Origin of the sequence: Streptomyces sp. NBC_01320 (genome assembly GCF_035974375.1) — a bacterium.
Lineage (GTDB): Bacteria > Actinomycetota > Actinomycetes > Streptomycetales > Streptomycetaceae > Streptomyces > Streptomyces yanii.
In genome coordinates this window covers 77,832-104,192 of sequence record NZ_CP108390.1, presented here as the reverse complement: position 1 = coordinate 104,192, position 26,361 = coordinate 77,832, and the positions used below count along the sequence as shown (strand labels likewise).

Here is a 26,361-nt window from a genome sequence, read left to right as displayed (position 1 = left end):
CCCTGCCGTGGTGGCTGGGGCGATCGATGCTGCATGGTGGAGCGTCAGTTCTCGATCAGGATGGCTGCGAAGCCGGACAGTGCGCTGTTGACCTCTGCCAGGTCGAAGGCGGCGGGGTCGAACTGGTCTGCGGTGTCGAGGCCGAGCCATTCGAGCCGTTCGTCGTGTTCTTCGTGGCCGGGGTCGGCGAGGATCTCGATGAGGTACTCGTATCCCCACATCCCGCCGCAGTCCTCGGGCGGGCAGGCACGGCGGCCGGTGAGGCAGCGTGGGTAGGGGGTACCCGCTTCGGCGTCGGTGATGGCCTCGACGAGGATGTCGTGCTCCCAGTCGTCGCCGAAGTCGTAGGTGTAGCTGAGCTTGTCGCCGACGCTCGGGGCGACCTGGTCAAGTCGCTTGGATGCCGCGCTGCGGATCCCCAACTCACGGTCGGCGACTCCATAGCGGTCCTGCGGGGTCTCGAAGGCCCACATGTGGTAGCCCTCCCAGCCGAAGGCCGCCTGGATGAGGTGGTGAAGCTGCTGCAGCGTGGTGCCCGACGGCACTTCCAGGCGGCGCCAGACCGGGGGCCGGGAGCCACGCAGGGTGACCTTGATCTTGTGGACGACCTTTCCGGGTGCCGTCCGGGAGCGGGAGATCGGCTTCGCGCGCCTGGTATTCGCCATGGCCGTCATCCTGCCACCGGCCCCCTTCCCGCGAGGCCGTCCGCCGCTGACCCCGTTCGTCCGCGCGACAATGACCGCCGCTCGTCGAATCCAGGGGTGGGGTCATGCCAGCGCACAGCCCGTTCACGGTGGTCTGGGACAAGAGCCAGCGCGCGGTTCTGGAGCAGTTGGCCCGCTCGCGCACCGCGCCGCTGCGGCGCATCCAGCGAGCCGAGGTCGCCCTGGCCGCCGCCGACGGTGTCTCCAACGCGGCCATCGCTCGCAGCCACCGGTTACACATCGCCACCGTGCGACGCTGGCGCAAGCGGTTCCACCACGAGGGCATGGCCGCTCTGGACGACCGCAGGAGGCCGGGCCGCCCGCGTCGGTACGGGCCCGAGGTGCACCTTGCGATCGTCGCCACGGTCACCTCCGCCAAACCGGCCCCCGACAGTCAATGGACCCACAAGTCGATCGCCAAGTCCCTTGCTGCCCACGAGATCTCCGCCTCCCAGGTCGGGCGGATCCTGGCCGACCTGGACCTCAAACCCCACCTCGTCCGCGGCTGGCTCACCCGCCCCGACGACCCGGACTTCCACGTCAAGGCCGCCGAGGTGTGCGCCCTCTACCTGCATCGCCCGCCCGGGTCGGTCGTGCTCAGCGTGGACGAGAAGACCGCCATGCAGGCCCGCTCGCGTCGCCACCCCACCAGGCCCGTACGGCCCGGCCATGCCGAGCGCCGCGAGTTCGAGTACCGACGCCACGGCACCGCGTCCATCGTCGCGGCCCTGGACGTGCACAGCGGACAGGTCTTGGTCGAGGACATCGCCCGCAACGACTCCGTCACCTTCATCCGGTTCCTGCGACTGCTGGACGGGAGTATCGACCCTGCCCTGGCGATCCATCTGGTCCTCGACAACGGATCGTCACACGTCTCGAAGGCCACGCGGGCCTGGCTCGCGGCCCACCCGAGGTTCACCGTCCACCACACGCCCAAGCACGCCTCATGGTTGAACCAGGTCGAGATCTTCTTCTCGATCCTGGCCCGCCGACTGCTGCGACGAGGCGAGTTCACCTCACGCCAGGACCTCATCGACCAGATCCGCGAGTTCACCCTCGCCTACGACAAGGAAGCCCGCCCCTTCCGATGGACCTACGACGGCACCCCACTCAAGGCCACCTGACCCCCGCAGGATCAGTGCGGCGCTGCACTAGTACTGCAACCGCATCTGGAGAATGTGGCCTCGGCGTTTGTAGTGGGAGCGGCGGGCTCGGGCCTGGCTGCGTCGTCGGAAGCGTGACCAGTGCAGATGGTGTTCGTTGGTGTGGCAGTGGCGTGTGACGGCGATGTGGCCCATCAACCGGCGGATCTCCGGGACGCTGAGGGGTATGAGGTCTTGCTCGTCGTCGAGAGTGCCCCTTTTGTGGCTTCTGCGGCGCGGATGGCGGTCAGGTAGGCGAGGGCGGCCATGGCCAGGGTGATGTGGCGGTACCAGGCCCGGTAGAGCCGTACCTGGTAGTGGTCCAGACCGCACTCTCCCTTCGCGGTCTGGAAGCACTCCTCCACGGCCCACCTCGCGGCAGCCACTTTGACCAGGTCTTTCAGTCGGGAGGCGACCGGGCCGTAGCAGACGTAGTAGGCGATCTCGCTCGGGTCGCTGACGCTGCGTCGGGCCAGTACCCAGTGCCCGAAGCCGTTCTCCCAGTACGGGCGGATCGCGACACGCGCCCAGTCGTAGATCCGCTCACCGTGCGCGCCGGCCCCGCCGGAGATCCGTTTCCACCGCTGGCGGGGCAGCACGGCGACCAGCTGGTCCACCCGCGCGTCCGCTCCGCGCGCGGTGATCACGGTGTCGTTGACCTTCGTGGCCAGCACGTGCGCGACCCGACGTTCCTCCAGCCACACGCGCAGGTGCTTGACCTGCCCGTATGCCTCGTCAGCGGTGACCCACGCGAACGGGACACCCGCGTCGATGGCGCGTTGCAGCATCCACTTGAAGTGCTCGTTCTTGGTCGCGAAGGGAACTCCGTCGTCGATCCCGGCCGCGCGGCAGCGGTCACGGTCATCCGTCCAGGAGACAGGGATGTAGAGCTCGCGGTCGATCAACGCCCGCCCTGGCGGAGGCGTAGGCCAGGAATGTTCCGATCTGGCTGTTCTCCGTGCGGCCGGCCGTGCCGGTGTACTGACGCTGGACGCCGGCGGACTTGGTGCCCTTCTTCAGGAAGCCGGTGTCGTCACCGATCAGCACCGCGTCCTTGGCACCGATGGTCTCCACGACGAAGTCCCGCACATCGTCGCGGACCGCGTTCTCGTCCCAGTCGGAGTGGTTGAGCAGCCGCTGGACGCCGTCGGGGCGCAACTGCCCGACCTGCTCCGACAGCGTCCACCCGTTCTTCTTCTCAAGCGGCGCGAGCAACCCGTTCAGGTAGTCCGACGCCCGCTCGCGGGGCTCCGACCTGCCGAAACGATGGGCGAACCGGGCATGGAACCCGGCTATCCCCTCGGACCACGACTCGACCTGCTCAACCGTCAACGATTCATCGCACAGACGGAACAACGAGCCACTCCGCCACCTGTCACGGCAGATGCGGTTGCAGTACTAGCCCAAGGCTAAGCCTGAATCCACCGGCTGTCCCGGGTCCTGTGGATAGAGAAATGAAGAGAGGTGCCTGCTGACCTGCGAAGATGGGAGTTACCACACCACCATCACGCGCTATCAGCAAGGCACCTCGTAGATGAAAGTTTCTCACACCCCGGCGGCGGTCTCCGCTGCGTTCGATGACCGGAATCTGATCGCGTATGCGGGGCTGGTCCCGGTGATGCGGCTGGCCGAGCGGTGCGGTCTTTCGCGCCTGGTGGCCGAGAAGGTGAAGCTGCCCGGGGCGGGCAACGGCGCGGGTGCGGCGGCGGACGCCAAGGTCACCAGCATCGTGGGCGGTATGGCCGCGGGCGCGGACAGCATCGACGACCTTCGCCTGCTGCGGCACGGTGCGATGCCGGCCGTGTTCGACGGTATCCGGGCCCCGTCCACGCTGGGCACGTTCCTGCGCGCGTTCACCCACGGTCATGCTCTCCAACTCCACGCCGTGCACCGCAGGTTCCTCGGCGCGCTGGCCGCACACACGCCACTGCTGCCGGGCGCCGGTGTGACGGCGTTCATCGACGTCGACTCCACTCATAAACGGGTTTACGGGCGGGCCAAGCAGGGCGCGGAGTACGGCCGGTTCAAGGGCATCCGCACTCTGCACCCGTTGCTCGCCACGATCTGCACCCCGCACTCCCGGCCGGTGATCGCCGCGGTCCGGATGCGACGCGGCAAGGCAGCAGACTCCCGAGGCGCCCCGAAATTCGTGAGCGAGGCCCTGGCCACCGCCGCCGAGGCGGGCTGCACCGGCATGCGGATCCTGCGGGCGGACTCACAGTTCTACAACGCCGGTGTGATCGCAGCCTGCCGCCGGGCCGGAGCCCGCTTCTCCATCACCACCGGCATGAACCCGTCCATCAAACGGGCCGTCCTCAGCATCCCCAACCAGGCATGGCAGAAGATCAGTTACCCGAACGCGGTGGAAGATCCAGACACCGGTGATCTCATCTCGGACGCCGAGGTCGCCGAGATACCCGCATACACCGCGTTCGCCAGCCGCAACAAGAGTGAGCGCGTCACGGCCCGGCTGATCGTGCGCCGGGTCCGTGACCTGGCCAAACCCGCCGTCGTGGGAGAACAGGGCGAGCTGTTTCCCGTCTGGCGCTACCACCCCTTCTTCACCGACAACCCCGCCGGGACACTCCAGGCCGAACGAGAACACCGCCACCACGCGGTGGTGGAACAGGTCATCGCGGACAGCAAAGCCGGAGCTCTGGCCCACCTGCCCTCCGGGCACTTCCACGCCAACTCGGCCTGGCTCATCTTGTGGGCGATGGCCTACAACCTGCTGCGGGCCGTCGGAGCACACACCTCGGCCTTCCACGCCAAGGCGACCACCGCCACACTCCGGGCCCACCTGGTCCACGTCCCGGCCCGGATCGCCCGCTCAGCACGGCGCATCACCCTGCACCTGCCCCACAACTGGCCCTGGCAGCAAGCCTGGACGCATATGTTCGCCATCACGCACGGCCCACCGGGACTGATCTGACACCCCTGTCCACCCCGCCCTCAAGGCCCGACCGGAACCGAACCCGTGGAAAAGCTGGGCAGACCAGCAGATACCACCTGCCCCAAACCGAGCACCGACCCGGCACCAGCTCAGAAAACCGTTAGAAGATCCTTTTCAATCCAAGCCGGTGGATTCAGGCTAAGGCCCTGGTGTCACTCGCATGGGGATCGTCGGTCGGGAAGCCCAGGCCGTTGCCGACTGGGTTCCACGTCTGCTTCTGGGTGCAGATCCAATGCAGCAGAGACCCGCGGCTGGCGCGGACGTGCCAGTGACCGGGAGTGGAAAGCCAGGCGGCGCCTGCTACGCAACCGCGAGGGCCTCACCAACGAGCAGTTCGCCACGCTGTGGAACGCTCTGCTAGACAAGGGAAAGATCGGACAGACACTGCTGACGGCTTGGTTCGCCGAGGGGAACCTCCGCAACCTCCTCGCGTGCGCCCGCACCGGCGCCGACCGTTACCAAATCGGTCAGGCTCGCTGGAGGTTTCTCACCTGCTGCGCGGACTCCGGCATCCCCGAAGTCCGCCAGCTCGCCACCACCGCCGGCCGCTGGTGGCCCGAGATCGAAGCGTTCATCAACACCGGTCACAGCAACACCAAGAGCGAGGGTGTCAACCGTGTGATCAAGCTCGTCGCTCGCAACGCGTTCGGCTTCCGCAACGCCGACCACCAGCGCCTACGGACACGCTGCGTCACCACCCGCCGGGCTCGCGGGCATCTCCGCACCGCTCAACTATCGTTGTCAGCCGGGCCCACCGGGGCGGATCGGGCTCTGAATCGCGCCCCGGTCGCACTGGTCGCCTCAGCCGGTGATGCCGGTCTTTGAGACGTTGATGATGTCACCGCGCGGCACCCAGCTCGTGCCGTCGAATTCATGCAGCTGATACTCGTGCACGAGTCGGCCGTCCGATTCGCTGGTGAGCGTCGCTCCGTTGATCAGGAGCGGGTTCGCTGTCTTGGACAGGGAGTCCCAGGCAGAGAGGAAGTTGCCGCTGGTGACGTCTTTGGTCTCCTTGAGGGCGGAAACGATCGCAGCGGCCAGCCCGTAGCCGGTCAGCGCGAACGACTGGTTCGCGTCCGCCTTGGGCGCGTACTTCGCCATGTCGGCGCGGTACTTCACCAGCGCCTTGTCGTCGTGCACCGCCGGGTTTTGGGGGTCCTTGAACCACTGGTAGGACAGGGCGCCCTTGACGTTGGCGGTGCCGGCGGGATTCACGGTGCTGGCGAAGTCCGCGTAGGCGCTGCCGATGAAGATCTTGGGCTTGTAGTGGATCTGGCCCATGTAGGTGAGCAGCGCGCCCAGAGTGGGCGGACTGAGGGTGACGACCAGCGTGTCGACCTTGGCCGCCTTGAGCTCCGTCACCTGTGAGGCGACGTCGCCCTGGCCGGGCGGGAGTCTGAGGGACTTGACCGGGTGGGCGCCCGCCTTGGCCAGCCCCGCGAGCTGGCTGTCGGCGAACTCGTTGTTGAAGCCCATGAAGCCGACGACGGCCTTCGGGGTCTTCTCCGCGATGTAGCGGCCCTGGAGCTCGCCCTCCCAGGAGATGTCTGGGACGAAGGCTCGGGTTTCGGGGAACTTCTTGATGTCGCTCAGTACGGTTTCGCCGCCCTGCACGATCTGGGCCACGCCAGCCGCGTTGAGCTGTGGCCGGGCCGCGACCGCGATACCGCCGAAGTTGACGACGATGGTGGCGTGGTCGCGCTTGACGAACTGGGTGTTGTTGGAGACCAGCCGGGAGGGGTCGAAAGCATCGTCCTCCACCTTGAAATCGATCTTCCGACCGTTGATGCCGCCCGCCGCGTTCACGGCTTTGAAGTACGCGGCGGCACCATCGGCCGAGACGCCCGCGGAGGACAGAGCGCCGCTGAGGGGGTAGCTGGCGCGTATCACGATGTCGCCGGTGTCGGATTCCGTACCGGCCGAGCGGCCGGAGCAGGCCGAGGCGGTGGCCGCGGCCACGGCGACGAAGGCGATCACTCTCGTTCGGCAGTTCCTCATTGAACTTCCATTCGTATCGAAGGTGGGGACACTCAGTGGGTGCGCGAGATCCGGCGGACGAGGCCCGTGAGGCCGCCGATGAGGCCGGCCGGCGCGAGGACCAGGGCGAGGACGAGACCGCAGGCGTAGACGAGTTGGGCCCAGTTGCCCGCGGTCTCGCCGCCGGCGACGTTCTCGGCGAGTGTGGGCAGGTAAACGACGATCGCTGCGCCGGCGACCGCGCCGGCCCAGGTCCGGCTGCCGCCGACGACACTGGCCGCGAGCAGGGTGATGGACAGCGTGATCTGATAGCTGTCCGGCACGGCGATCGCCGTGACGAGCGCGTAGAGCGCGCCACCGATTCCGGCAGCGGCCGAGCTGACGGCGAAGGCCATGAGCTTCGTCCGGTTGACGTTCACGCCGTTGGCCGCCGCGAGCAGGGGGCTGGTGCGAACGGCGGCCAGCGACCTGCCGGTCCGTCCGGTCACCAGGTTGTGTAGGGCGAGCAGCGTCAGGGCGAGGATGAGCAGGCAGACGAGGAACCCGAACTGCGCCGCGGTGAGGCCGAGTCCGGCGGGCGGCTCGATGCCGGAGTGCGCGAGCGAGAGGCCGAAGGTCCCCCCCGTCAGGGACTTCAGTCGGATGAGGACGAGGGGGAAGACGGCGGCCACGGCGATGGTGAGCAGTCCAAGATTGGCGCCGCCCATCTTCAGGGCGAGGACGCCGATCAGGAGACCGAACACCAGGCACAGGACACCGGCGAGGAGCACGGCGGCCGCCCACGGCCAGTCGTATGCGGCCACGGCGATGAAGGCCGCGTATCCGCCGAGGCCGAACACGGCGCCGTGGCCGACGCTGATCTGGCCGGAGTGACCGAGCAGGAGGTTGAGTCCGGCTACGGCCATGGCGATCGTGAGGACGCGGGTGAGATCGAGGAGGTCGTAGTCGGACACGACGAAGGGGACGACGAGTCCGGTCAGGAGGGCGGCACTCCAGCCTGTGGGGACGGCGTAGCGGCGCAGCGTGTTCATACCCGTACCGTCCTCGTCCTGCCGAAGATCCCGGCCGGCCGCAGCGTCACGACGACGGCGGTCAGCAAGAAGGGGGCGACGACCGCGAGGTCGCCATCGAGGCCGGGCACGTACCGGCCGGCCAGTCCGTTGGAGATGCCGATGAGTACACCGCCGACGACCGCGCCCACGCGGCTCGACAGGCCGCCAAGCGTGCCAGCGGCCAGGGCCAGGAGCAGCGGGAAGGTCATCATCCCCGGTGTGAGGGTGAGGACCGGGGCCGCGACGACGGCCGCGAAGGCGCCGACGCCCGCGGCGACGGCCCAGCCGATCATGAGCCAGAGCCCCTGGTGCTGGCCGAGCACGGTGGCGGAGGCGGGGTTCTGCGCAACGGCGCGCAGCCGCAGGCCCACGCTGGTCCGGTTGAACAGGAGCGAGGTGGCGGCCATGACGGCGAGCAGGGTGAGGAGCGAGCCCAGCTGCTGGGCTGTCATCCGCAGTCCCGCGAACTCGATCAGTCCCTTGCCGAAAGGGCTCGGGAAGGTCCGCGGGTTGGTGCTCCAGATGATCGTCATCAGGGCGTTGAGACCGAGCAGCAGGGCGACGCTGAGGGTGAGCAGCGGGAGCTCGCCCGCGCCCTCGACGCGCCGGACCAGCACCCGCTCGACGAGCGCTCCACCTGCCGCGGACAGGACGACGATCAGGGGCACCGCCGTCCAGAAGGACAGGCCCGCAGTGAGGAGTACGAGCGTAAGGTAGGCGGAGAGGGTCGCCATCTCGCCTTGGGCGAAGTTGAGCATGCCGGTGCCCTGGAAGACGACGCTGAGCGCGAGCGCGAGGATGCCGTAGACCAGTCCCGAGCTGAGCCCGTCCACCATCTGTTGGAGCAGTTCTGTCATTGCTTGACTCCGATCGCTTCCGCGCCACCCTCAGTGCTGCCGCCCAGGTATGCGCGCCTGATCAGGCCGCCGTCGCGGAACTCCTCGGCCCGCCCGGCGGCGGCAACCCGCCCTCCGGTCAGGACGATCACGCGTTCGGCGATCTCCAGGGAGAGCCGGGCGTTCTGTTCGGCGATCAGCAGCGACGTCATCCACTCCTCCTTGATCCGGGTCAGTACGTCGAACAGCTGGCGGGTGAGCAGGGGGGCGAGGCCCAGCGACGGCTCGTCGATGAGCAGCAGCCGGGGCCTGGCCATCAGCGCGCGGCCGATCGCGAGCATCTGCTGTTGTCCGCCGGAGAGCAGGCCGGCGGCGCGAGGCCGCATTTCGGCGAGAACGGGGAAGGTGTCATAGACCAGGTCGAGGTCCTGTCGGGTGAGCGCTCGTCGGTCGCGCGGGCGGGCCAGCGCGCCGAGGCGGAGGTTCTCCTCCACGGTGAGGTCGACGAACGTGCCCCGCCCGTCGGGCACGTGCCCGATGCCCGCGCGGGCGGTGCGCGCGGCGCTCAGGCCGGTGATGTCCGCGGCGCCGAACTCGATGGCGCCGTGGGTCGGCACCGTTCGGGAGATCGCTCGGAGCATGGTCGTCTTGCCGGCCCCGTTCGGGCCGAGGAGTACCACGGTCTCCCCTTGCGACACGGTGATGTCGATCCCGTGCAGCACCTCCACGGAGCCGTACCTCGCAACGAGGCCACGGGTTTCGAGCAGTACGGCTGTCATACCGTCACCTCCGACCAGTCGTCGCCGAGGTAGGCGGCGATCACCTGCTCGTCGGCGGCAACGTCGGACGGGGATCCGGCAACCAGGAGCTGCCCCGCGTCGAGGACAACGACGTGGCGTGAGACCCGCATCACGAGCCCCACGTCGTGCTCGACGAGCACGCAGGTCATCCCGATTTCCGCCGCGAACGCTTCGACGTCGCTCAGCAGGTCGGCGGCCTCGTCCGCACCGAGACCGGCTGCCGGTTCGTCGAGGAGCAGCAGCCGGGGTTCGCCGATCAGCGCCCTCGCCACCTCGACCCTGCGGCGGTCACCGTGCGGGAGGCTACCTGCGGGCCTGATGCCTGCGGCGGGCAGTCCGAGGCGCTCCAGCAGTTCGGACGCCCGTCCGCGCATCGTCCGCTCGGCCCGTACAATCGAGGGCAGCCGCAGGATCGCTTGCGTCAGCCCGCCCTTCATCCTGGAGTGGGCACCGAGGAGGACATTGTCGAGCGCGGAGAGGTCGGGCACGAGCAGCGGTGTCTGGAAGGTGCGCGCGATGCCCAGCGCGGCGCGGCGGTCGGCGTGCAGCCGGCTCAGGTCGCGTCCTTCGAGTTCGACGGTGCCGGTGTGCCGGACGACACCACTGACGCAGTTGAACAGCGTGGTCTTTCCCGCCCCGTTGGGGCCGATCACCGCCGAGACACCGCCGGCCGGGATCGAGAAGGAGACATCGCGGAGGGCTTGCACCCCCCGGAAACTCACTCCCAGCGCGTCGACGCGCAGGGCTGTGTCATGGACTGGATCGGCCATCGGCGGCACCATCCTTCTTTGCGTGAGGTGATGATTCGTGATCGGGGCACCGGCGGTGCCACCTGGAGAGCGGATCGCTCGGGTTCAGCAGCCGTGGAGAAAGTGCGGTGGAAGGTCATGCGGCCACCGCGGTACTGGGCCGGCCAGATGCCATGCCGCCCGTGAGCGAGGATGCCGTTCGGATCGACGGCGTCCTTGATCTTCTGTACGAAGCGTCGGTAGCCGTACTCGTGGAACGAGTACGGGTCGGCGGCGAGGTCCATGCACTCCAGGCGGGGGCGGGGACTCGCCATTCCCCGCGCACCGGCGTCCAGGACACCGAGACGTCAGCTGCGGTCTGCCCATCGCGCACCAAACAGGCGGCCCGGCGGCCAGCCCAGGACCGTAGCTGTCGGTGAAAACGCCACCGCAAAGTACCTGCGCCTGTGAGCGCGGAATTCGGCCCTACCTCCGGTCAACGGGCCGCCGGCGTAACAACTTCCTGGTCATTTTCGGCGGCGCCGCTGAGGCGAATACGGAGAGCATTCACCCGTTTCTGGAGGTGCAGGCGCATGGCCTCAACGGCACCAGCGGAGTCTCCACGGGCGATGGCATACAGAACAGCTTCGTGCTCCTCTTGGGCTTCATGCGCACTGGATGGGTCAACGCCCAGGAATGAGATGTAGGTCGCCACGGCTGCCTGCTCGGTGATGACGAGTTCCTCCAGACGCGGATTTCCCGATCCCCGAGCGATTTGTGCATGGAAATCGGCGTTGAGACGCAGGTACTCATCTGGAGGTACAGGTTCCTGGTGCATGCGCGCGACCGTCGCAGCAAGGTGCTCATGGGCGGCATTGGTCAAGCGCTCGGCCGCGAGCCCTGCGGCCATTGACTCCAATGCGATGCGCACTTCGTAGCCGTTGACCAGATCGGACACGGAGGGGCGGAAGACTTGCACGCCCCGCCGTCCTTCCCGGACGACGAGGCCGGAGCGCTCAAGGATCTGGAAGGCCTCGCGCACGGGAGTGCTGCTTACTCTTAGTCGGGCAGCGATCTCGTTCTGTCGCAGTGGTGACCCTGGAGCGAGCTGACCATGCTGTATCTCGTCCCGCAGGATCTTGGCAACCTGCTCGGCGACGGTCGGCCGTGTGCGGGCTGCGTCGGTCACGTTTCACCTTTCAGGGGCGGGTGTCCAGCGTTGGCGGACATATGGCTACTCGTTTCCAGCGATGGTCGCGTCACGCAGGAGGGGAAAGGCCAGAGGACGCATGGGCGATGCGGTCGCACCACGCAGCCGGAGGCCCGCCCCCACGAGGACGAACTCCCAGAGCTGTGCCGCAGCGATGTCTTCCAAATACACATTCTCCATGATGGGGATGCCGCACTCACCAAGCAGGTAGGTGTGCACCGGATGCCAGTTCGTCGGATCGACACTGGGCATCACTTCCAGCGCCACGTTGTCCGCACCGATGATCATCGCCCCTGCCTCGGCAAGAAGTTCGGCCGCGCCGCGGTCGAGGCCGGCCTCATTGTGCAGGTAACGGGAACCGTCGTGCCACAGATGCATACGCCCCGTCCGGATGAGGACAACGTCCCCGACCTGGATATGCGAGCCCTGCCGATCCATGACCTCCTGGAGTTCCTCAGCGGTAATGCGGTGGGAGTCGGGCAGCACGTCCACGCCCGCGGCCGCCGCGACGTCCAGCAGGACGCCACGGGCGATCACCGGCGGGTGCCGGTCGGCTCCGTTCTTCAGCCAATGGCGGCTGCCGAGATCACGGTCGGCTCGGACGTTGTTCCAGACCTCGCCGTCCAGTCCGAAGTGGTTGAGCGCGTCGAGGTGGGTGCCGGTGTGCGTGTACATCGCGATGCAGTCACCGGAGTAGGTGACGTGGCGGTTCTGTTCCTCCCCCAGGTTGAGGACGTCCTCATTGACGCTGCCGACCGGGGTGTGGGACATCCAGATCTGGTAGGTCGGATCCCCGAGACCGGCCCAGGAGGGCATACCCACGTGGTAGTCGACGGAGAGATCGTAGATCGACGTCGGGTCGGCGGCTGTCCACGCCGCTGCCCGCGACTCGTCGGTCATGAGGTTGAGCATCCCGATCTCGTCGGCCGGGCCGAAAGGGCTCGCGGTGACCCGGCCGGGCGTCACTGCCCGTGCCGCGATTACGTCCAGTTGACGCGCCTTTTCCATGATTTATCCCTTTCGTCGGTCTGCTTCAGGGTTCGATCGCGTGACGCTGATGCAATGGGCTGCGCCACGGGGGCACTTAGGGCCGGTAGTCGTAGAAGCCCCGGTCGGCCTTCTTGCCGACTAGGCCTGCCTCGACCATCCGTAGGAGCAGGGGTGCCGGGGAGTAGAGCGGCTCTGCAAACTCCGCATGCATGGCCTCGGCTATGGCCTTCACCGTGTCGAGGCCGATGAGGTCTGCGAGGCGGAGAGGCCCCATGGGATGCGCGCAGCCGAGCATCATCCCGCTGTCGATGTCTTCCGCGCTCGCAACCCCCGAGTCGAGCATCCTGATGGCTGCGAGGATGTACGGAACCAGCAGCGAGTTGACGACGAAGCCCGCTCGGTCCTGCGACGTGATGACGGTCTTGCCGAGCGTGTCGGTCACGAAGGCTCGCCCTCTGGCAATCGTGTCCTGCGACGTGAGCAGGGAGGGCACGACCTCGACCAGACGGAGCACCGGCACGGGATTGAAGAAGTGCAGCCCGATCACGCGGTCGGCTCGGCGTGTCGCCATGGCGATCTTCGTGATCGGTATGGAGGAGGTGTTGCTCGCCAGCAACGCGTCCGGCCGGGTGACCACCTCATCGAGCTGGCGGAAGACCCTCACCTTCGCGTCCGCGTTCTCACTGACCGCTTCCACTACGAGGTCGCACGGGCCGAGTTGGTCGATGTCGGTGTCGACACCGATTCGCGCGTACGCCTGCTCGCGTTCCTCGGCACTGAGCTTCCCTGCCTTCTCAGCACGGGCGAGGGACCGAGCGATACGGTCACGGCCTGCGCGGGCGGTTGACCTGTCGCTCTCGTGGACGCGCACGTCCAGGCCGGCGCGGGCACAGACCTCCGCGATGCCCGCGCCCATCAAGCCGGCGCCGACGATCCCCACCCTCTGGATGGTGTCTGCTGTCCTGGTCATGGGTTTTTCCCCGTTGCCCTGTGCTGGCCGTCCGCTTCCGTCGTCGATGGGGGACACGGATCGTCGCTTCCGGCAAGGCGCGGCGGGGGCAGGCGATAACTCGCAGGCGTCTTCTCCATCCGAAGGGGGTTGCGGGGCAGTGTGGTGCCCCCGATGTCGACGGTCGGTTCAAGCCCCAGCGACCGCGCGAAGTCGAACGCCGCGGCGAGGTCGTTGACCGGCCCGGCCGGTACCCCCGCGCGACTGAGCCGGTCGACCCATTCGGCCGTCGGGCCGAGCGACAGGCGAGCGGCCAGTTCCTCGCGCAGTGCTGCCCGATGTGCTACGCGGGCGGGGTTCGTGGCGAAGCGGGGGTCGTCGGCCATTCCCGGCGACTGCAGAACCTCGCACATGGAGCGGAACTGCTTGTCGTTGCCCACCGCGACAGCCAACTCACCGTCGCCGGTGGGCAGCGTCTCGTACGGTGCGATCGACGGATGCTCGTTGCCGAGCCGTGTGGGCACCACACCACCGGCGGTGTAGCCGGCCGCCTGATTGGTGAGAGCGGACAGGGCACAGCTGAGCAGGTCGACCTCGATCCTCTGCCCCTCGCCCGTCTGCTCCCGGTGCCGTACTGCGGCTGCGATACCGAGAGCAGCGAAAAGGCCGGTGATGACGTCGACGACCGCAACACCGACCTTCTGCGGCTCGCCGTCCCGGGGCCCGGTGATGCTCATCAGGCCGCCTGCCGCCTGAACGATCAAGTCGTAGCCGGGCAGCCGGGCTCCGGCTCCCGATCCGAAGGCGCTGATGGAGCAGTAGATCAGGTCGGGACGGAGCGCAACGAGGTCTTCGTAACCCAGGCCAAGGCGGTCCATCACTCCCGGGCGGAAGTTCTCCACCACGATGCCGGCCTCGACTGCCAGGTCCTGGGCCTGCCGTCGCCCCTGGGCTGAGGCCAGGTCGAGGACCACGCTGTGCTTGTTGCGGTTGACGGAGAGGAAGTAGGTGGCCGAGCCGTCGGACGCGTAGGGCGGTCCCCACGATCGGGTGTCGTCGCCTCCGCCTGGCCGCTCGATTTTGATGACCTCGGTGCCGAAGTCGGCGAGCAGCATCGTCGCGAAAGGGCCTGCCAGGATTCGTGAGAAGTCTGCGATTCGCAGTCCGGAGAACGCGGTCATCGGCCCGTGAACTTCGGTGAGCGCTTCTCGACGAAGCTGCGATACGCCTCCACTGAATCGGCGGTGCTGCGCACGATTCCCATGTGCGACGAAACGAGGTCCAGGCTCGTACGGAAGTCGATGCGCTGCGACTGGTAGGTGGTGCGCTTGATCATGCGCAGGGCGATCTGTGGCCCTGCAGCCAGTCGGGCGGCCAGTTCATAGGTTGCGTCGAGCAAGTTTTCCGGGGGGTGAACACTGTTGACCATGCCCAGCCGCTCGGCGTGTTCGGCGGTGATCGTGTCGCCGGTCCACAGCAGCTCCAGCGCGCGCGGCAGCCCGATCAGGCGAGGGAGCAGCCAGCATCCGCCGTCTCCCGGGACCAGGCCGACCTTGACGTAGGACATCGCCATCCGTGCGGTCGTGGACGCCAGGCGCAGGTCACACATGAGCGCCATGTCGAGCCCGGCGCCGACGGCAGCCCCATTGACGGCAGCGATGACGGGCTTGTCGATGGTTTCGAGGGCGAGCGGAACCCGATGGATGTGGTCGGTGAGGGTCTGCTTGCGCTCCAGTGGGCTCTGCTCGGTGTCGTCGAGCCAGGACAGGTCGATTCCCGAGCAGAAGCCCTCGCCGGTGCCTGTGACCACGATGACGTGGACCCTGTGGTCCCTCTGGGCTTCAGCGAGCCGTTCGGCCCACTCGTCGACCATGGGCAAGGTGAACGCGTTGCGTTGTGCCGGTCGGTTGAGACGGATGGTGGCCACCTGATCGGTGACTTCGTACTCGAGATCGGGCATGGGAGGTCGGTCTCCTTGCATTGCTCGGATCGAGCAAATATCGGGTGGAGCCTGTCTCAGGGGCTCGGCGGCCGGGCGGTGCCGTCGCGGTCGGCAGCACCGCCCGTAAGGCGGCTCGTTGCGGTATGTGGTGCGAACGCGGCTTGGCGGCACCTCGACCGCACAGTCAGGCCCTCCGGCCAGTATGCATAATCGACCATGCTTCCGCCAGGGTGGTGCAGGTCACACTGCTTTGTTCGGATTTAACGCTTCCGCCACCCTTGACTTCCCCAGAAGTTCACTGCTCGACTGAGTGCACCCCCGAAATGGTTCGATGCATAATCGAGGAGAGTCGTGGCAACGTATGAACGAGGCGACGCCCGGGCCTGGGCCCGGCAGGACATGGTGGGCATCTGCGGGTGTCTGCTGCCGACAATGACCAGCAGTCTGGCCGACATCAACGAGGCGGCGATCCGCCACGACGTGCGGCTGTCAAAGGAGTACGGCTACTGGGGCACGCTGCTTGTCCCTGAGACAGGGACGACCCTGGAGGAGTTCCGACGGGTCATCGACATCGCAGTCGATGAGGGACGCAACGTCGGCCTGCGGACCATGCTGCACACGTCCTTCCCGACCCTGGACGCGATCACCGACATGGTCCGTTACGCCGAGAAGGCCGGCGTCGACATGATCATGCCGTCCTATCCCGCCACGTTCTACCCTCAGACGGAGGACGAGGTGTTCGCGTTCACCAAGGCGATCGCGGACGCGACCAACCTCGGGATCATGCTGTTCACCATCCACCACTGGAACTTCGCCCGCCTGCACCCGAGCGGATTCTCGCCGCGGCTGATGCGACGGCTGGTGGACGAGGTGCCGAACGTCGTCGCGATCAAGAACGAGATCGGCCTGCCCGGCGTCGGCGGCATCGGTGAGGTCTTCACACGATTCCGTGACGAGGTCGTTGTCAGCGATCCGTTCGAGCAGAACGCGCCGGCCTGGACGTCGGCATTCGGGATGCAGTTCCTCGGCACCGCCAATTACGAGTACGCCGGTCCCAAGGTCGCCGAGTACTTCGAACTCCTGCGTACCGGCAAGGTCGACGAGGGCATGGAGATCTACTGGCAGATCCACCCGGCCCGTCAAGCGAACATCTCGCTCACCGCGGAGTACATGGCCGGATCGAACCTGATCAACCGGCTCGTCTGGAAGTACCAGGGCTGGCTCACCGGATTCAACGGAGGACCGGTCCGCCCTCCCGCCCCGCGGATCAGCGATGCCCAGATGCGCCAGGCCCGTTCGGCGCTGCTCGCCTCGGGCATCGAGCCCGCCCCCGGAGACGACGCCGAGTTCTTCATCGGCCGGAACCCGAAGGACTGACCATGACTGTGATCATCGACGACGCCACCGTCCGGCAAACCATCGACATGTCGACGGCGATCGAACAGCTACGAAGCGCCTACCTGAGCTTCGCCCAGGGCGACATCGTGGAGGCCGCCCGGGTCAACATTCCCCTGCCCACCGGCTTCCTCCGGCTCATGGCCGCGTCCTGGCCGTCCTGTGGCCTCGCCGGGTACAAGGAGTTCCACCGGTGCAACGGTCAGGTGCGCTACACCTACCACCTGATCGACCAGGAGTCCGGCGAGAACCTGGCCATGATCGACGCAAACCACCTGACTGCCCTGCGCACCGGCGCATGCGGCGGCCTGGCCGCCGATGTTCTGGCCCGCAAGGACGCCCGGAAGCTGGGAGTGATCGGTTCCGGCTCGGAGGCGCGCACCCAGATCGAGGCGATCCGCGCCGTACGCCCCATCGAGTCCGTGGTCATCTTCAGTCCTCGCGTCGAGCGACGCGAAAGCCTGGCCTCTGAACTACGGGCCGAAGGGATTGAAGCCAGGACTGCCGACGAACCCACAGCCGCGGTGGCCGATGCCGACATCATCGCGGTCGCCACGAACACCGGCACGCGCGGCCCTGCGTTCGCCGGCAACTGGCTGACGCGGCCGGGGGTGCACGTCAACTCCATCGGGTCGACATTGCCGTCGCAGCGGGAGATCGACGAGCACACCTGGTCCGCAGTCGACCGCATCGTCATCGACACAGCCCTGCTACTGCACGAGTCCGGGGATGCGATCGCCGCCGACAAAGCGGGCTTTCTCGACCGAGAGCGCATCGCCCTACTCGGCGACGTCGTAGCCGGCGTGGGCCGCGCTCGCGCTGACAGCGAACGCACCTTGTACAAGTCGGTCGGGTCGCCGCTGCAGGATCTCGCCCTCGCAGCGTTCGTGTATCGCGCCCTGGAAGGCCGGTCGGAATCCCTCGCCTTCCTCGCGGACTACCACCAGGTGGCGGTGATGGCTTCATGACCACTGCTAAGGATGCCGCCGTCCTCACCAACGCCCGGGCCTTCGTCTCCCGGAATCCGGCGACCGGCAAACTCATCGCTGCTCACGACACGGCCGACTGGCCCGCCGTCGAGGAAATGCTGGATCAGGCAGCCACAGCATTCACGAGGTGGCGCAGGACGTCCGTCGAGCATCGCGCCGCGCTGGTGCGCGGGGTAGCCGACCAGGTCCGCACGCGTCGGAAGGAGCTCGCCGCCCTTCTCACCGAGGAGATGGGCAAGCCCATCACCGAGGCGCTGGCGGAGGTGGACAAGTGCGTGTGGTCGACCAACTGGCTGGCCGACAACGCCCCCTCGATGCTGATGCCCCAGCCGATGGTTTCTCCCTACGACGATGCCTTCGTCGCTTTCCGTCCGTTGGGCACCGTGCTGGCGATCATGCCGTGGAACTACCCGCTCTGGCAATTCTTCAGAGCCGGGATCCCGGCACTCCTGGCTGGCAACTGCGTGCTCCTGAAGCACGCTCCCAACGTCAGCAAGTGCGCGCTCGTCATCGAAGAACTGTTCCTCGCCGCGGACTTCGCTCCAGGCGTTGTCAGCGCCGTGCTGATGGATACGGAACTCGCCGAGCGAGCCATCACCGATCCGCGCATCTCCGCTGTGACACTGACCGGCAGCGTCGGAGCAGGCCGCGCGGTCGGTGCCACCGCGGGCGCACACGTCAAGAAGGTGGTCCTCGAGTTGGGCGGCTCCGATCCGTTCATCGTGCTGCAGGACGCCGACATCGAGGCTGCCGCCCAGGCCGCCTGCCGCGCCCGGATGCAGAACAACGGGCAGTCCTGCATCGCCGGAAAGCGCATCATCGTCGTCGAGTCGGTGGCGGCACAGTTCCTGGAGCGGTTCCGCGCGGCAGTGGCCGCGTTGCGCGTCGGCGACCCTACGGATCCCGCCACCGACATCGGCCCACTCGCCCGGCGTGATCTGCGTGACCAACTCATCCGCCAGCAGAACGAGTCGATCGAGCAGGGTGCGCGCGTCCTGGTGGGCGGCCGGCCCATGGACCGCCCCGGCTGGTGGTACCAGCCCACCGTCCTCACCGATGTCACCGCGACGATGCCGGTCTTCAGCGAGGAGACCTTCGGCCCCCTGACCGGCGTAATGGTGGTTCCCGACGAAGCGGCGGCGGTGGCCGCGGCCAACGACATCGACCTCGGGCTCGGCGCCAGCCTCTGGACCGCCGACCTGGACCGCGCCAGACTCCTGAGCGCCGAGATCGAGGCCGGCATGGTGTTCGTCAACGCCATCGTCGCATCCGACGCGCGCCTCCCCTTTGGGGGGATCAAGCGCAGCGGCCTCGGCCGTGAGCTGTCGCAGTTCGGCGTCCGGGAGTTCACCAACATCCAGACCGTTACCCTCACCTCCAGCCCCCGATAGGGAGACGAGTGATTATCGATGTCGCTGATCACGCACGTCCGCTATGCGGCACAAGAAGTATCGAACTTCAAGCAGGCCTGTGACTTTTACGGAGGCATCTGGGGGCTGACCGAGGTCGCTCGTGACAGCGGGGTGGCGTTCTACGCCGCGGAAGGTAGCACCGAGCCCTACGTTCTCCGTCTTCGCCAGGGCGCCGAGAAGCACTTCGAAATCCTTGCCTTCGGCGTTCGCACGGAGGCGGACGTGGATACCCTCGCCGACAGCCTCCTGCGCAAGGGAATCCGCCTCGACTCCCAGCCTCACTCCCTCCAGACGCCCGGCGGTGGCTACGGATTCCGGTTCTTCGACTGCGACGGACGCCTCGTCGAGATCTCGGCCGGGGTGGAGGAACGGACGGCTCGGCAGTTGGAATCTGGAGAGTCCATCCCGGTCAAGCTCAGCCATGTAGTGATCAACACCGACAACATCCTAGCCACCAAGAAGTTCTACGAGGACAGTCTCGGATTCAAACTGACCGACTGGCTCAGCAGCTTCATGTGCTTCATGCGAGTCGGCCCCGCGCACCACATCATCGCCATCACCCAGGGCCCCCACGTCTCCCTGAACCACGTCTCCTTCGAAATGCGAGGGCTCGATGAGTACATGCGTGGAACCGGACGCATGATGCGCCACGGTCTGGCCCCGCTGTGGGGCCCCGGGCGGCATGGCCCTGGCAACAACACCTTCTCCTACTTCAGCGACCCCAACGGTAACGTGTGCGAATACACGACCGACCTCGAGGTCATCAAGGACGAGGAGAACTGGGTCCCCCGGTGCTTCGAGACGACGCCGGAGGAGAGCGACCTGTGGGGCACCGGCGGAAATTTCGAGGAGTACATACCATACGCCCTGAATGACCCGGATCGGCGGCTTTGGACTCCCTCCCCAGTGTGACCGATCGCCGGCGCGCAGAGAGTGGGAGAATGAGGCCTATGGTGACTCCCCCGAAACCCGAAGCTGAGAAGGCTGCCGATTCCCTCCAAGCCTCAGTGGTGGAGCAAGTCGCCGCACAGCTGAAGGCCGAGATTCGGCAGGGGCGCCTACCGGCCGGGACCCGACTCGTCCAAGGCGAGATCGCCACACGGCTCGGGGTCAGCGGCACGTCCGTCCGCGAGGCGTTCTACCTCCTCGAACACCTGGGCCTCATCCACTGGGACGGGCGGCGCGGGGTCCGTGTTTTCGCGCCGTCCGTTGAGGACCTGGTAGAGGTGTACAGCATCCGGGCTGCTCTGGAGTCACTCGCCGTCCGGCTCGCCACGCCGGGCCTGGGCAGCGACGACTTGGCGCGACTTGAGAAACTCCAGGATCAGATGGAGGCGCCTCCCCCGGAGGAGAACGCATTCCTGTCCCTCAACGCTCAGTTCCACACATTCCTGGCCGAGAAGGCGGGCAATCGTCGACTGGCCCGGCTTATCGACGCGGAGCAGACCGCAACGTCGGCCTACGTGATCTTCCTGGGCGGGGCGATACCGACCAGCCTCCGACAGACACACCTTGAGCACCGCGCTATTCTGGCCGCGATCCGCACCGGCGATGCGGACCTCGCGGCCAACGCGATGTCGGTTCACCTGACAGCACGGGCCTGGGCGCTGAAACGGCGCCTCAACTCATCCTGAGCGTGGGCTCGCTTCTGCACCACTTCAACCGCCTGACCGTCGGCTGAGAAGGATGCCTCGACCTGCACGACACCCACGTCCCTCTCACCGGCGGCCTCATCTGCAAGAGACACCTCAGTAAGTTCGGGGCCTGGAAACGGAGCGGCAGCCACCCCGCCCGTCCCCGACCCTACTTAGCGCCGCTTCAGGCCGCAGCCGCCGTGGTGACTGCCAAGCAACGACCCGAACACCGAATCGGACGCCGCGCACGAATCCGAACCTCATGGGATCTGCTACCCGAGATCACTCCAGAGTTCGCCGAGTATTCCAAAACACCACAGTCAAGATGATCCGCGCTGAGGCGGGCCTTGCCGACGCCGTCGACAGCCACGAGCCCGCAGACCTGCGGGGTACCACTACGGAGTTCGTGCGCAAGGTGGGGGCGCTCGACGACGTCAAGAGGCCCGCGGTGCAGACAGGCGACGGAGGCGGTGCCACAACCATGCACCGAACCAGCTGAGCGGGACCGCCAAGCCCGTCTCGGCGGCAGAGCCAGGGGCGCTGCAAAGTCTCTTGATCTTGTGAGTGCGCCGGTCAGGCGATGCCCAAGAGGTCGAGTGGGCGGGTGAACGGTTCGTAGGAAGCGTGGCGGAGACCGGCGGCGATGTTGCTGTGCCCGGCGTCGCGGAGCGTGTTGATCGCCAAGTTCCGCAGGCTCGCCATGTTGTCGGGCCCGTGGCCGGTCCGAACCTTCGAGGCGTCCTCGCGGAAGGTGGTGTCGCGGACGAAGTGCAGCCGGTTCTCGATGGTCCACTGCGACCTGGCGAGTTGGCCCAGGCGTTGGGGCGAGGCTTGATGCGAGGTCAGGTCGGTGATCGCGTAGACGGTCTGGCGGGTGCACGCGCCGGTCTTGAGGTCGGTGCGGTGGCGCAGGATCCGCACGGCCTGGACGGCGTGGGGGAAGTCGAGTCCGAGGTCGGTGACCGTGAGGACCCTGGTGACGCGGGTCTCCTTGCGTCCGTGGCCCCTCTCGCGGTCGTAGCGGCGTGCGGTGACGTCCTTCCACGGCAGTGACCGCACCTGTCGGTGCAGACCGGGCTGGTTGGCCTTGACCACCAGCAGGTAGTGCGCGTTCTTCTCCTCGACCAGGAAGCGCGCGTGGGCGCGCTGGGTGTGCAGAGCATCGGCCGTGACGGTGACCCCGGTCAGGTCGTAGGGCTCCAGCAGGGCGGCGAAGCAGGTGATCTCGTTGGTCTTGTCGGGCACCCGCAGCTGGGTGACGGTCCGCCCCTGGTCGGTCATCGCGGCCAGGAGATGGGCGGCCGGGCTCTGGTCGTGACGCGACCCGCGGGCGGCCTTGCCGTCCACGGCCACCGACTGTGCGCCTGCGGGATCGGCGCCGGTCAGGTCGGCCAGGCCGCCCGGGCAGACACGGCCGAGGACCCGTCGGATCGTGGCAGCGCTCGGCGGAACGCGCACGCCCAGCGCGCCTACGGTCCGGGCGCCCAACCGGGCCAGCGTGTGCTGCGGGGCGCTGGTGGACCACTGCCCGATCGCCGCGTACGACCGGGCGCCTGCCACCACCGCCGAGGCAGCGACCAGCAGCACCGCCACGAACGGGTGACGCACACCGCGCCGGCGCCGGGGATCAGGCAGCAACCGCAACCGCTCCACCAGCGGAAGCACTGCGACACCCGCCAGGGTGGGCGGCTTGACCAGACAGACGGTGGCAGACTGACGACACATCGAAACTCCGGCGAAGCAGGGCGACTTGGGAAGGTCACCCCGTTCAACCGGAGTTTCGTTGCTTCCGTGACGGGTCGCCCTCGACACCCTGCAGCACCATGACCTGCAGACTCACCTGATCATCGGGACTTTGAAACGCCCCTGGCGGCAGAGCGACCCACGTATAGTCAGGTTCGAGCAGATTGCGTCCCGTGATCTCCGTCACAACGGGGTCTCCGGAAAGGAACACGATGGCTCGTCGCAACGCGACACAACGCCGAGGCTCAGCCTCCGCGTAAAGCGACACGACCTGCGCGGGACACGGTCTTTGCCGAAACAACCGCTGCCGCAGCCGACGTCCAGAGCGGAGAGTCCGTCCCCCGAACCGACATGGCGTTCAAATACCGCCTGCTCCTCGCTCATCACGGGACGGAAATTACGGCCGGCTGCATAGTGTGCATCCCACTCGCTCACCGCAACGAACCCACTCATGATCGCTCCTCTGCGCCCTTACGGGCGGTCTCGACGATGTCGCATCGACGCCGTGCGCGCCGCAGCGCCCCGTCGCAGGGTGCCGTGAGCCAGGACCGGCCGCTCGTCGTCATCGTCGGCGGCCCGCCCGGAGCCGGGAAGACCGGGGTCGCAAACTTGGTCCAGGCCGCCCTGGACCACCGGGGAGGCGCCGTACGCATCGGCCGCGATCTCTACAAGCCCGCGCACCGCCAGTACGCCGCGCTTCTGGACGCCGACGTCCGCACCGCCGGTGCGAAGGTCCGTCCGGACACGAGCCGTTGGCAGGCCGCGGTCGAGGAGCACGTCCGGGCGCATGGGTTCGACGCAGTGGTCGAGTCCGCCCTCGCCGACGAGGACGAGCTCCGTGCGGTGTCGGCCGCGTACCGGCGGTCCGGTCACCGCATCGAGGTGGTGGTGGTCGCGACGGCCGAGGCGTTGGCCCAGCTGGGGGTCCTGGACCGTTACCTCGTCGGCGGCTTCCGGTACGTGTCGTGGGAGAACCAGGACGCGTGCACGGAGGGGATGCTGCGGACACTAGCCCCATCCTCCGCACATGACCGGATCGGATGATCCGGTCATGTGGCCGGTACCTGGACGGGTGTGGTTCGTTGAGTGGGATGTGCCGATATCTCGTACACGTCGTTCCCGGGTCCAGCGTCCCCGCATGGCGGTGGAGTTGACCTCTGTGGTGGAGAGGCGTCTGGGCGCTCTGCCTGCCTCTGCCGAGTTTCTGCGCCGGCTGGACGTGGCCGGGATCATCGACGAACTGTGCCCGGTGCGGGACGTGGCGCATCTGACCCACGGGCAGGTCATCGAGGTGCTGGTCGCCAACCGTCTGTCCTCGCCCACGTCGATGGTCCGGGTGGAGGACTGGGCACGGAAGTGGGCCGTGGAGGAAGTCTTCGGCGTAGAGCCTGGGCTGCTCAACGATGATCGGCTCGTCCGTGCGCTGGACGCGATCGCGCCGAATCTGGAGGAGATCACCGGCGCGATGTCTGAGCTCTGCCACTCCAGGGTGAACGGAGGCGCGGCACCAAAGCGTCCGCCGAGACAGTCGTCCACGGCGGAGAGGTTCCACCCGAAGTAGCCACCGGGACCGTTGATGGCCTCACCCAGCGCGCAGTAGAAGCTATCGGCATCAACGACCTGCTGGCCGTCCAAGATGAACACCTCCCCTGGCGCGGTGTCCTCGGGTTGGTCGCGGCGCTGGTACTGCCGCGACCACAGCGCTACGGACAACCAGGCTTTCCGGTCTTCCGGAGGGAGGGAGTGCCACATGCCCTTCCGATTCAGTTGTCCCGTTCGAAGCAATTCCCACACCCATGCCGAGCCGGGGAGGAGCTGGTCACACCACAGACGCACAGTGATGTCGAAAAGGCCCTCCTCACGAAGGGAAGGCTTGGCGGCGGTTGCGGTGACGTTGCCTACGAAGTAGGAACCCATCTCACTGCCTTCGGCGTCGAGAAGGGCCAGATGCGCGCTCCCTGCATATGCGCGGCGCCCGCCGAGATGAACCAGGGAGGTCAGCAGCGCTCCTCGCGGCGAGCATCCCAGAAGTTCGACCTGACGAAGACCGTCCTCACTCCCGTTGAACAAACCGCTGGCCTCCTGCGCGAAGCCCCAGAAGTCGCTCTCATCCTCGTCGCTGGTCAGGGCGTACTCAAACCCTTCCCCAGCGCGGTCCACCATCTCCACAGCACCTCCTGAGCTGAGGAGCCTACAAAGAGGCCGTTCAGCGGAGTTCAGCCAGCCGACAGGACGGCCCGACCGCCAGACGGCCTGACGGGCGTAGGGGGATCATGGTCGCGGACCAGCCGACGGAGACACAGGGGTAGGGGAATCATGGTCGCGTTCCACGCGTCCGCGCTGGACGGAGTCGCCCGCAACCCGGCGCTGCCGACACCGTTGCTGCTGCGCTTGCTCGCCTTCGACGGCGGCGGTGACGGCCCGCCCCGTCACGCCCTCCAGCGGGCTGGACTTCCCGAGCCAGCCATCGCGGTGATCCTGGCTCACCCGAACCCTGGCGCTCGGATCGACTTCGCGATGAGCACCAGGGCCGAGCCCGCGCAGCGGGCCCGGCTCGCGGACGACCCTTCTCCCAAGGTGCGGGCCGCTCTCGCGTACGGACCCGAGTGGCGCGACCCGCGTACGACGGTCGCGCCGCTGCCGGACGACGTGTGCGCCCGCCTGCTCGACGACCCCGACCTTTCCGTACGGATGGCCCTGCTGGACTCGCCCCATCTGGTGCCGTCGTTCGTGGCCTCGCTGGCCACGCACCGCGAACCGGCAGCGCGCCGGAGCGCGGCGCGCGCATGGGAGAAGCTGCCGCCGGGCGAGCGGTCGGCGCTGCTTGCCGACCCCGCCCCCGAGGTGCGACGGACCGCCGCGCTGAGGGAGTGCCGACGGGACGCACGCATCACCGCCGAACTCCTCCACGATCCGAAGTCCGCCGCCGAGGTGATGCGCCGTGGGCTCCTCCACCGCGCCGACGCCGAACGGTGCGTCGCCGAGCGGACGCACCTGGCCGCCCTCGCCGAGAACCCGTCGCTGCCCACCGACCTCGTGGAGCGGCTCGCCGTCGACCCCGACGAGGCCGTACGGCTCGCGGTCTCCCTGAGACCGGAACTGGACGAGACACGACGCATGTCGATCGACTTCACAGTGGAGGCCTTCGACAGGGGGGACGTGGAGTGGGTACGGGACGGGCTCGCCGACCCCGAGGTGCTGCGCAGGGCCGCGTCCTCCGCCCACCCGCTGCTCCGGCGCACCGCCGCCCAGAGCCCCCACCTGCCGCCCGACCTCATGCGCCTGCTCGCACGCACCGAGGACCCGCTGGTGGAAGACCTCTTGGGCATGTACCACCCCGACACCCCGGAGGAGGCCCTGATGCGTGTGTACGCGCGGCTCGGTGGCACGTTCTCCGCCTGGATGGCGGAGACGCACCCCCGCTTTCCCCGCGAGGGTCTCGCCGCGCGCTACGCGGACCACCCGGACGGCAACTACCGTCGGCTGGCCGTCCGGGACCCGGCCGCCACACCCACGCTGATCGAACGGCTCAGCCATGACCCTGCGGTCTGGACACGCCAGGCGGCGGTCGGCGACCCGCGCCTCCCGCTCCACCGGCTCCGCGAGGCGCTTCATGTCCCTGAACTGGCCTCCAGCGCGGGTTCCAACCCGGCGCTCCCCGAGGACGAGATCGCCGCTGTCCTAGACCGGGCCGACGTTCCCGCCTGACCGCCGAGCAGAACCGCCCGGCCCTGCGCCGCTCCCCTACGGCTCGTCCGAGCGGGCCCCAGATACGAAGGCCATGATCGACCGGACATCCCCTAAGCCTGGATCCACCGGCTGTCCCGGGTCCTGTGGATAGAGAAATGAAGAGAGGTGCCTGCTGACCTGCGAAGATGGGAGTTACCACACCACCATCACGCGCT

At 67.5% G+C, this 26,361-nt stretch carries 26 protein-coding genes and 2 pseudogenes; 13 read left to right on the top strand and 15 right to left on the bottom strand.

What is annotated here, in order from left to right:
• Positions 1–44: 44 nt before the first annotated feature.
• Positions 45–665 carry a plasmid pRiA4b ORF-3 family protein gene (locus tag OG395_RS00520; RefSeq protein ID WP_327241116.1) on the bottom strand — a complete coding sequence of 207 codons (621 nt, stop codon included), beginning with the start codon at positions 663–665 and terminating at the stop codon, positions 45–47.
• A gap of 104 nt (positions 666–769) precedes the next feature.
• Between OG395_RS00520 and OG395_RS00515 the strand changes: the two genes are divergently transcribed.
• Positions 770–1,828, top strand: a complete 1,059-nt coding sequence (locus OG395_RS00515) for an IS630 family transposase (RefSeq protein WP_327241115.1) — start codon at positions 770–772, stop codon at positions 1,826–1,828.
• Between the two features lie 173 nt (positions 1,829–2,001).
• Here OG395_RS00515 and OG395_RS00510 read toward each other — a convergent pair.
• A pseudogene (locus OG395_RS00510) lies at positions 2,002–3,178 on the bottom strand (IS701 family transposase).
• Between the two features lie 202 nt (positions 3,179–3,380).
• Here OG395_RS00510 and OG395_RS00505 point away from each other — a divergent pair.
• Positions 3,381–4,778 carry an IS1380 family transposase gene (locus OG395_RS00505; protein ID WP_327241114.1) on the top strand — a complete coding sequence of 466 codons (1,398 nt, stop codon included), beginning with the start codon at positions 3,381–3,383 and terminating at the stop codon, positions 4,776–4,778.
• Positions 4,779–4,823: 45 nt separating this feature from the next.
• Complete coding sequence (locus OG395_RS57930; protein WP_442818487.1) at positions 4,824–5,624, top strand: transposase; 801 nt, start codon at positions 4,824–4,826, stop codon at positions 5,622–5,624.
• Here OG395_RS57930 and OG395_RS00495 read toward each other — a convergent pair.
• From OG395_RS00495 to OG395_RS00445, 11 genes are all read right to left on the bottom strand, one after another.
• The gene (locus tag OG395_RS00495; RefSeq protein WP_326793525.1) at positions 5,601–6,776 is read right to left on the bottom strand and encodes an ABC transporter substrate-binding protein; all 1,176 of its coding nucleotides are present in this window, start codon (positions 6,774–6,776) and stop codon (positions 5,601–5,603) included. The two genes, OG395_RS57930 and OG395_RS00495, sit on opposite strands and share 24 nt — an antisense overlap.
• Before the next feature lie 53 nt (positions 6,777–6,829).
• Complete coding sequence (locus OG395_RS00490) at positions 6,830–7,807, bottom strand: branched-chain amino acid ABC transporter permease (RefSeq protein WP_326793524.1); 978 nt, start codon at positions 7,805–7,807, stop codon at positions 6,830–6,832.
• A complete protein-coding gene (locus OG395_RS00485; RefSeq protein ID WP_326793523.1) occupies positions 7,804–8,685 on the bottom strand; it encodes a branched-chain amino acid ABC transporter permease in 882 nt (293 codons plus the stop codon). Before OG395_RS00485 ends, OG395_RS00490 begins: the two co-directional genes overlap by 4 nt.
• A complete protein-coding gene (locus OG395_RS00480; protein WP_326793522.1) occupies positions 8,682–9,443 on the bottom strand; it encodes an ABC transporter ATP-binding protein in 762 nt (253 codons plus the stop codon). Before OG395_RS00480 ends, OG395_RS00485 begins: the two co-directional genes overlap by 4 nt.
• On the bottom strand, positions 9,440–10,234 hold the full coding sequence (locus OG395_RS00475) for an ABC transporter ATP-binding protein (RefSeq protein WP_326793521.1): 795 nt from the start codon (positions 10,232–10,234) through the stop codon (positions 9,440–9,442). Before OG395_RS00475 ends, OG395_RS00480 begins: the two co-directional genes overlap by 4 nt.
• Positions 10,183–10,527 carry a hypothetical protein gene (locus tag OG395_RS00470; protein ID WP_326793520.1) on the bottom strand — a complete coding sequence of 115 codons (345 nt, stop codon included), beginning with the start codon at positions 10,525–10,527 and terminating at the stop codon, positions 10,183–10,185. The genes OG395_RS00475 and OG395_RS00470 overlap by 52 nt, the downstream gene beginning before the upstream one ends.
• 161 nt (positions 10,528–10,688) lie before the next feature.
• Entirely contained in the window at positions 10,689–11,381 is a 693-nt protein-coding gene (locus OG395_RS00465) for a GntR family transcriptional regulator (protein ID WP_326793519.1), read from the bottom strand.
• Positions 11,382–11,426: 45 nt separating this feature from the next.
• The gene (locus OG395_RS00460; RefSeq protein WP_326793518.1) at positions 11,427–12,410 is read right to left on the bottom strand and encodes a cyclase family protein; all 984 of its coding nucleotides are present in this window, start codon (positions 12,408–12,410) and stop codon (positions 11,427–11,429) included.
• A 76-nt stretch (positions 12,411–12,486) separates the two neighbouring features.
• Positions 12,487–13,362 carry a 3-hydroxybutyryl-CoA dehydrogenase gene (locus OG395_RS00455; protein WP_326793517.1) on the bottom strand — a complete coding sequence of 292 codons (876 nt, stop codon included), beginning with the start codon at positions 13,360–13,362 and terminating at the stop codon, positions 12,487–12,489.
• Complete coding sequence (locus OG395_RS00450; RefSeq protein WP_326793516.1) at positions 13,359–14,522, bottom strand: CaiB/BaiF CoA transferase family protein; 1,164 nt, start codon at positions 14,520–14,522, stop codon at positions 13,359–13,361. Before OG395_RS00450 ends, OG395_RS00455 begins: the two co-directional genes overlap by 4 nt.
• Positions 14,519–15,301, bottom strand: a complete 783-nt coding sequence (locus OG395_RS00445; RefSeq protein ID WP_326793515.1) for an enoyl-CoA hydratase/isomerase family protein — start codon at positions 15,299–15,301, stop codon at positions 14,519–14,521. The genes OG395_RS00450 and OG395_RS00445 overlap by 4 nt, the downstream gene beginning before the upstream one ends.
• Positions 15,302–15,634: 333 nt before the next feature.
• Between OG395_RS00445 and OG395_RS00440 the strand changes: the two genes are divergently transcribed.
• From OG395_RS00440 to OG395_RS00415, 7 genes are all read left to right on the top strand, one after another.
• Positions 15,635–16,660: a dihydrodipicolinate synthase family protein gene (locus tag OG395_RS00440; protein ID WP_326793514.1), complete on the top strand. Its 1,026-nt coding sequence runs from the start codon at positions 15,635–15,637 to the stop codon at positions 16,658–16,660.
• 2 nt (positions 16,661–16,662) lie between these two features.
• Positions 16,663–17,646 carry an ornithine cyclodeaminase family protein gene (locus tag OG395_RS00435; protein ID WP_327241113.1) on the top strand — a complete coding sequence of 328 codons (984 nt, stop codon included), beginning with the start codon at positions 16,663–16,665 and terminating at the stop codon, positions 17,644–17,646.
• Positions 17,643–19,058, top strand: coding sequence for an NAD-dependent succinate-semialdehyde dehydrogenase (locus OG395_RS00430; protein WP_327241112.1), 1,416 nt, complete (start codon positions 17,643–17,645; stop codon positions 19,056–19,058). The genes OG395_RS00435 and OG395_RS00430 overlap by 4 nt, the downstream gene beginning before the upstream one ends.
• An 18-nt stretch (positions 19,059–19,076) precedes the next feature.
• Entirely contained in the window at positions 19,077–19,991 is a 915-nt protein-coding gene (locus OG395_RS00425; protein ID WP_326793511.1) for a VOC family protein, read from the top strand.
• Positions 19,988–20,713, top strand: coding sequence for a GntR family transcriptional regulator (locus OG395_RS00420; protein ID WP_327241111.1), 726 nt, complete (start codon positions 19,988–19,990; stop codon positions 20,711–20,713). Before OG395_RS00425 ends, OG395_RS00420 begins: the two co-directional genes overlap by 4 nt.
• Before the next feature lie 62 nt (positions 20,714–20,775).
• Positions 20,776–21,042 carry an SAV_6107 family HEPN domain-containing protein gene (locus tag OG395_RS57925; RefSeq protein WP_442818722.1) on the top strand — a complete coding sequence of 89 codons (267 nt, stop codon included), beginning with the start codon at positions 20,776–20,778 and terminating at the stop codon, positions 21,040–21,042.
• Positions 21,039–21,212, top strand: coding sequence for a hypothetical protein (locus OG395_RS00415; RefSeq protein ID WP_326793509.1), 174 nt, complete (start codon positions 21,039–21,041; stop codon positions 21,210–21,212). Before OG395_RS57925 ends, OG395_RS00415 begins: the two co-directional genes overlap by 4 nt.
• Before the next feature lie 74 nt (positions 21,213–21,286).
• Here OG395_RS00415 and OG395_RS00410 read toward each other — a convergent pair whose 3' ends face one another.
• Entirely contained in the window at positions 21,287–22,438 is a 1,152-nt protein-coding gene (locus tag OG395_RS00410) for an ISAs1 family transposase (protein WP_327241110.1), read from the bottom strand.
• A gap of 555 nt (positions 22,439–22,993) precedes the next feature.
• Between OG395_RS00410 and OG395_RS00405 the strand changes: the two genes are divergently transcribed.
• Positions 22,994–23,500, top strand: coding sequence for a zeta toxin family protein (locus tag OG395_RS00405; RefSeq protein WP_327241109.1), 507 nt, complete (start codon positions 22,994–22,996; stop codon positions 23,498–23,500).
• Between the two features lie 94 nt (positions 23,501–23,594).
• A complete protein-coding gene (locus tag OG395_RS00400; RefSeq protein ID WP_327241108.1) occupies positions 23,595–24,017 on the top strand; it encodes a DUF4277 domain-containing protein in 423 nt (140 codons plus the stop codon).
• Here OG395_RS00400 and OG395_RS00395 read toward each other — a convergent pair.
• Positions 23,984–24,208 (bottom strand): annotated as a pseudogene (locus OG395_RS00395) (barstar family protein); the annotation flags it as partial. The gene OG395_RS00400 and the pseudogene OG395_RS00395 overlap by 34 nt on opposite strands.
• 564 nt (positions 24,209–24,772) lie before the next feature.
• On the opposite strand from OG395_RS00395, the gene OG395_RS00390 reads away from it, so the two are divergent.
• Complete coding sequence (locus OG395_RS00390; protein WP_327241107.1) at positions 24,773–26,164, top strand: Mucin-2; 1,392 nt, start codon at positions 24,773–24,775, stop codon at positions 26,162–26,164.
• Positions 26,165–26,361 lie beyond the last annotated feature (197 nt).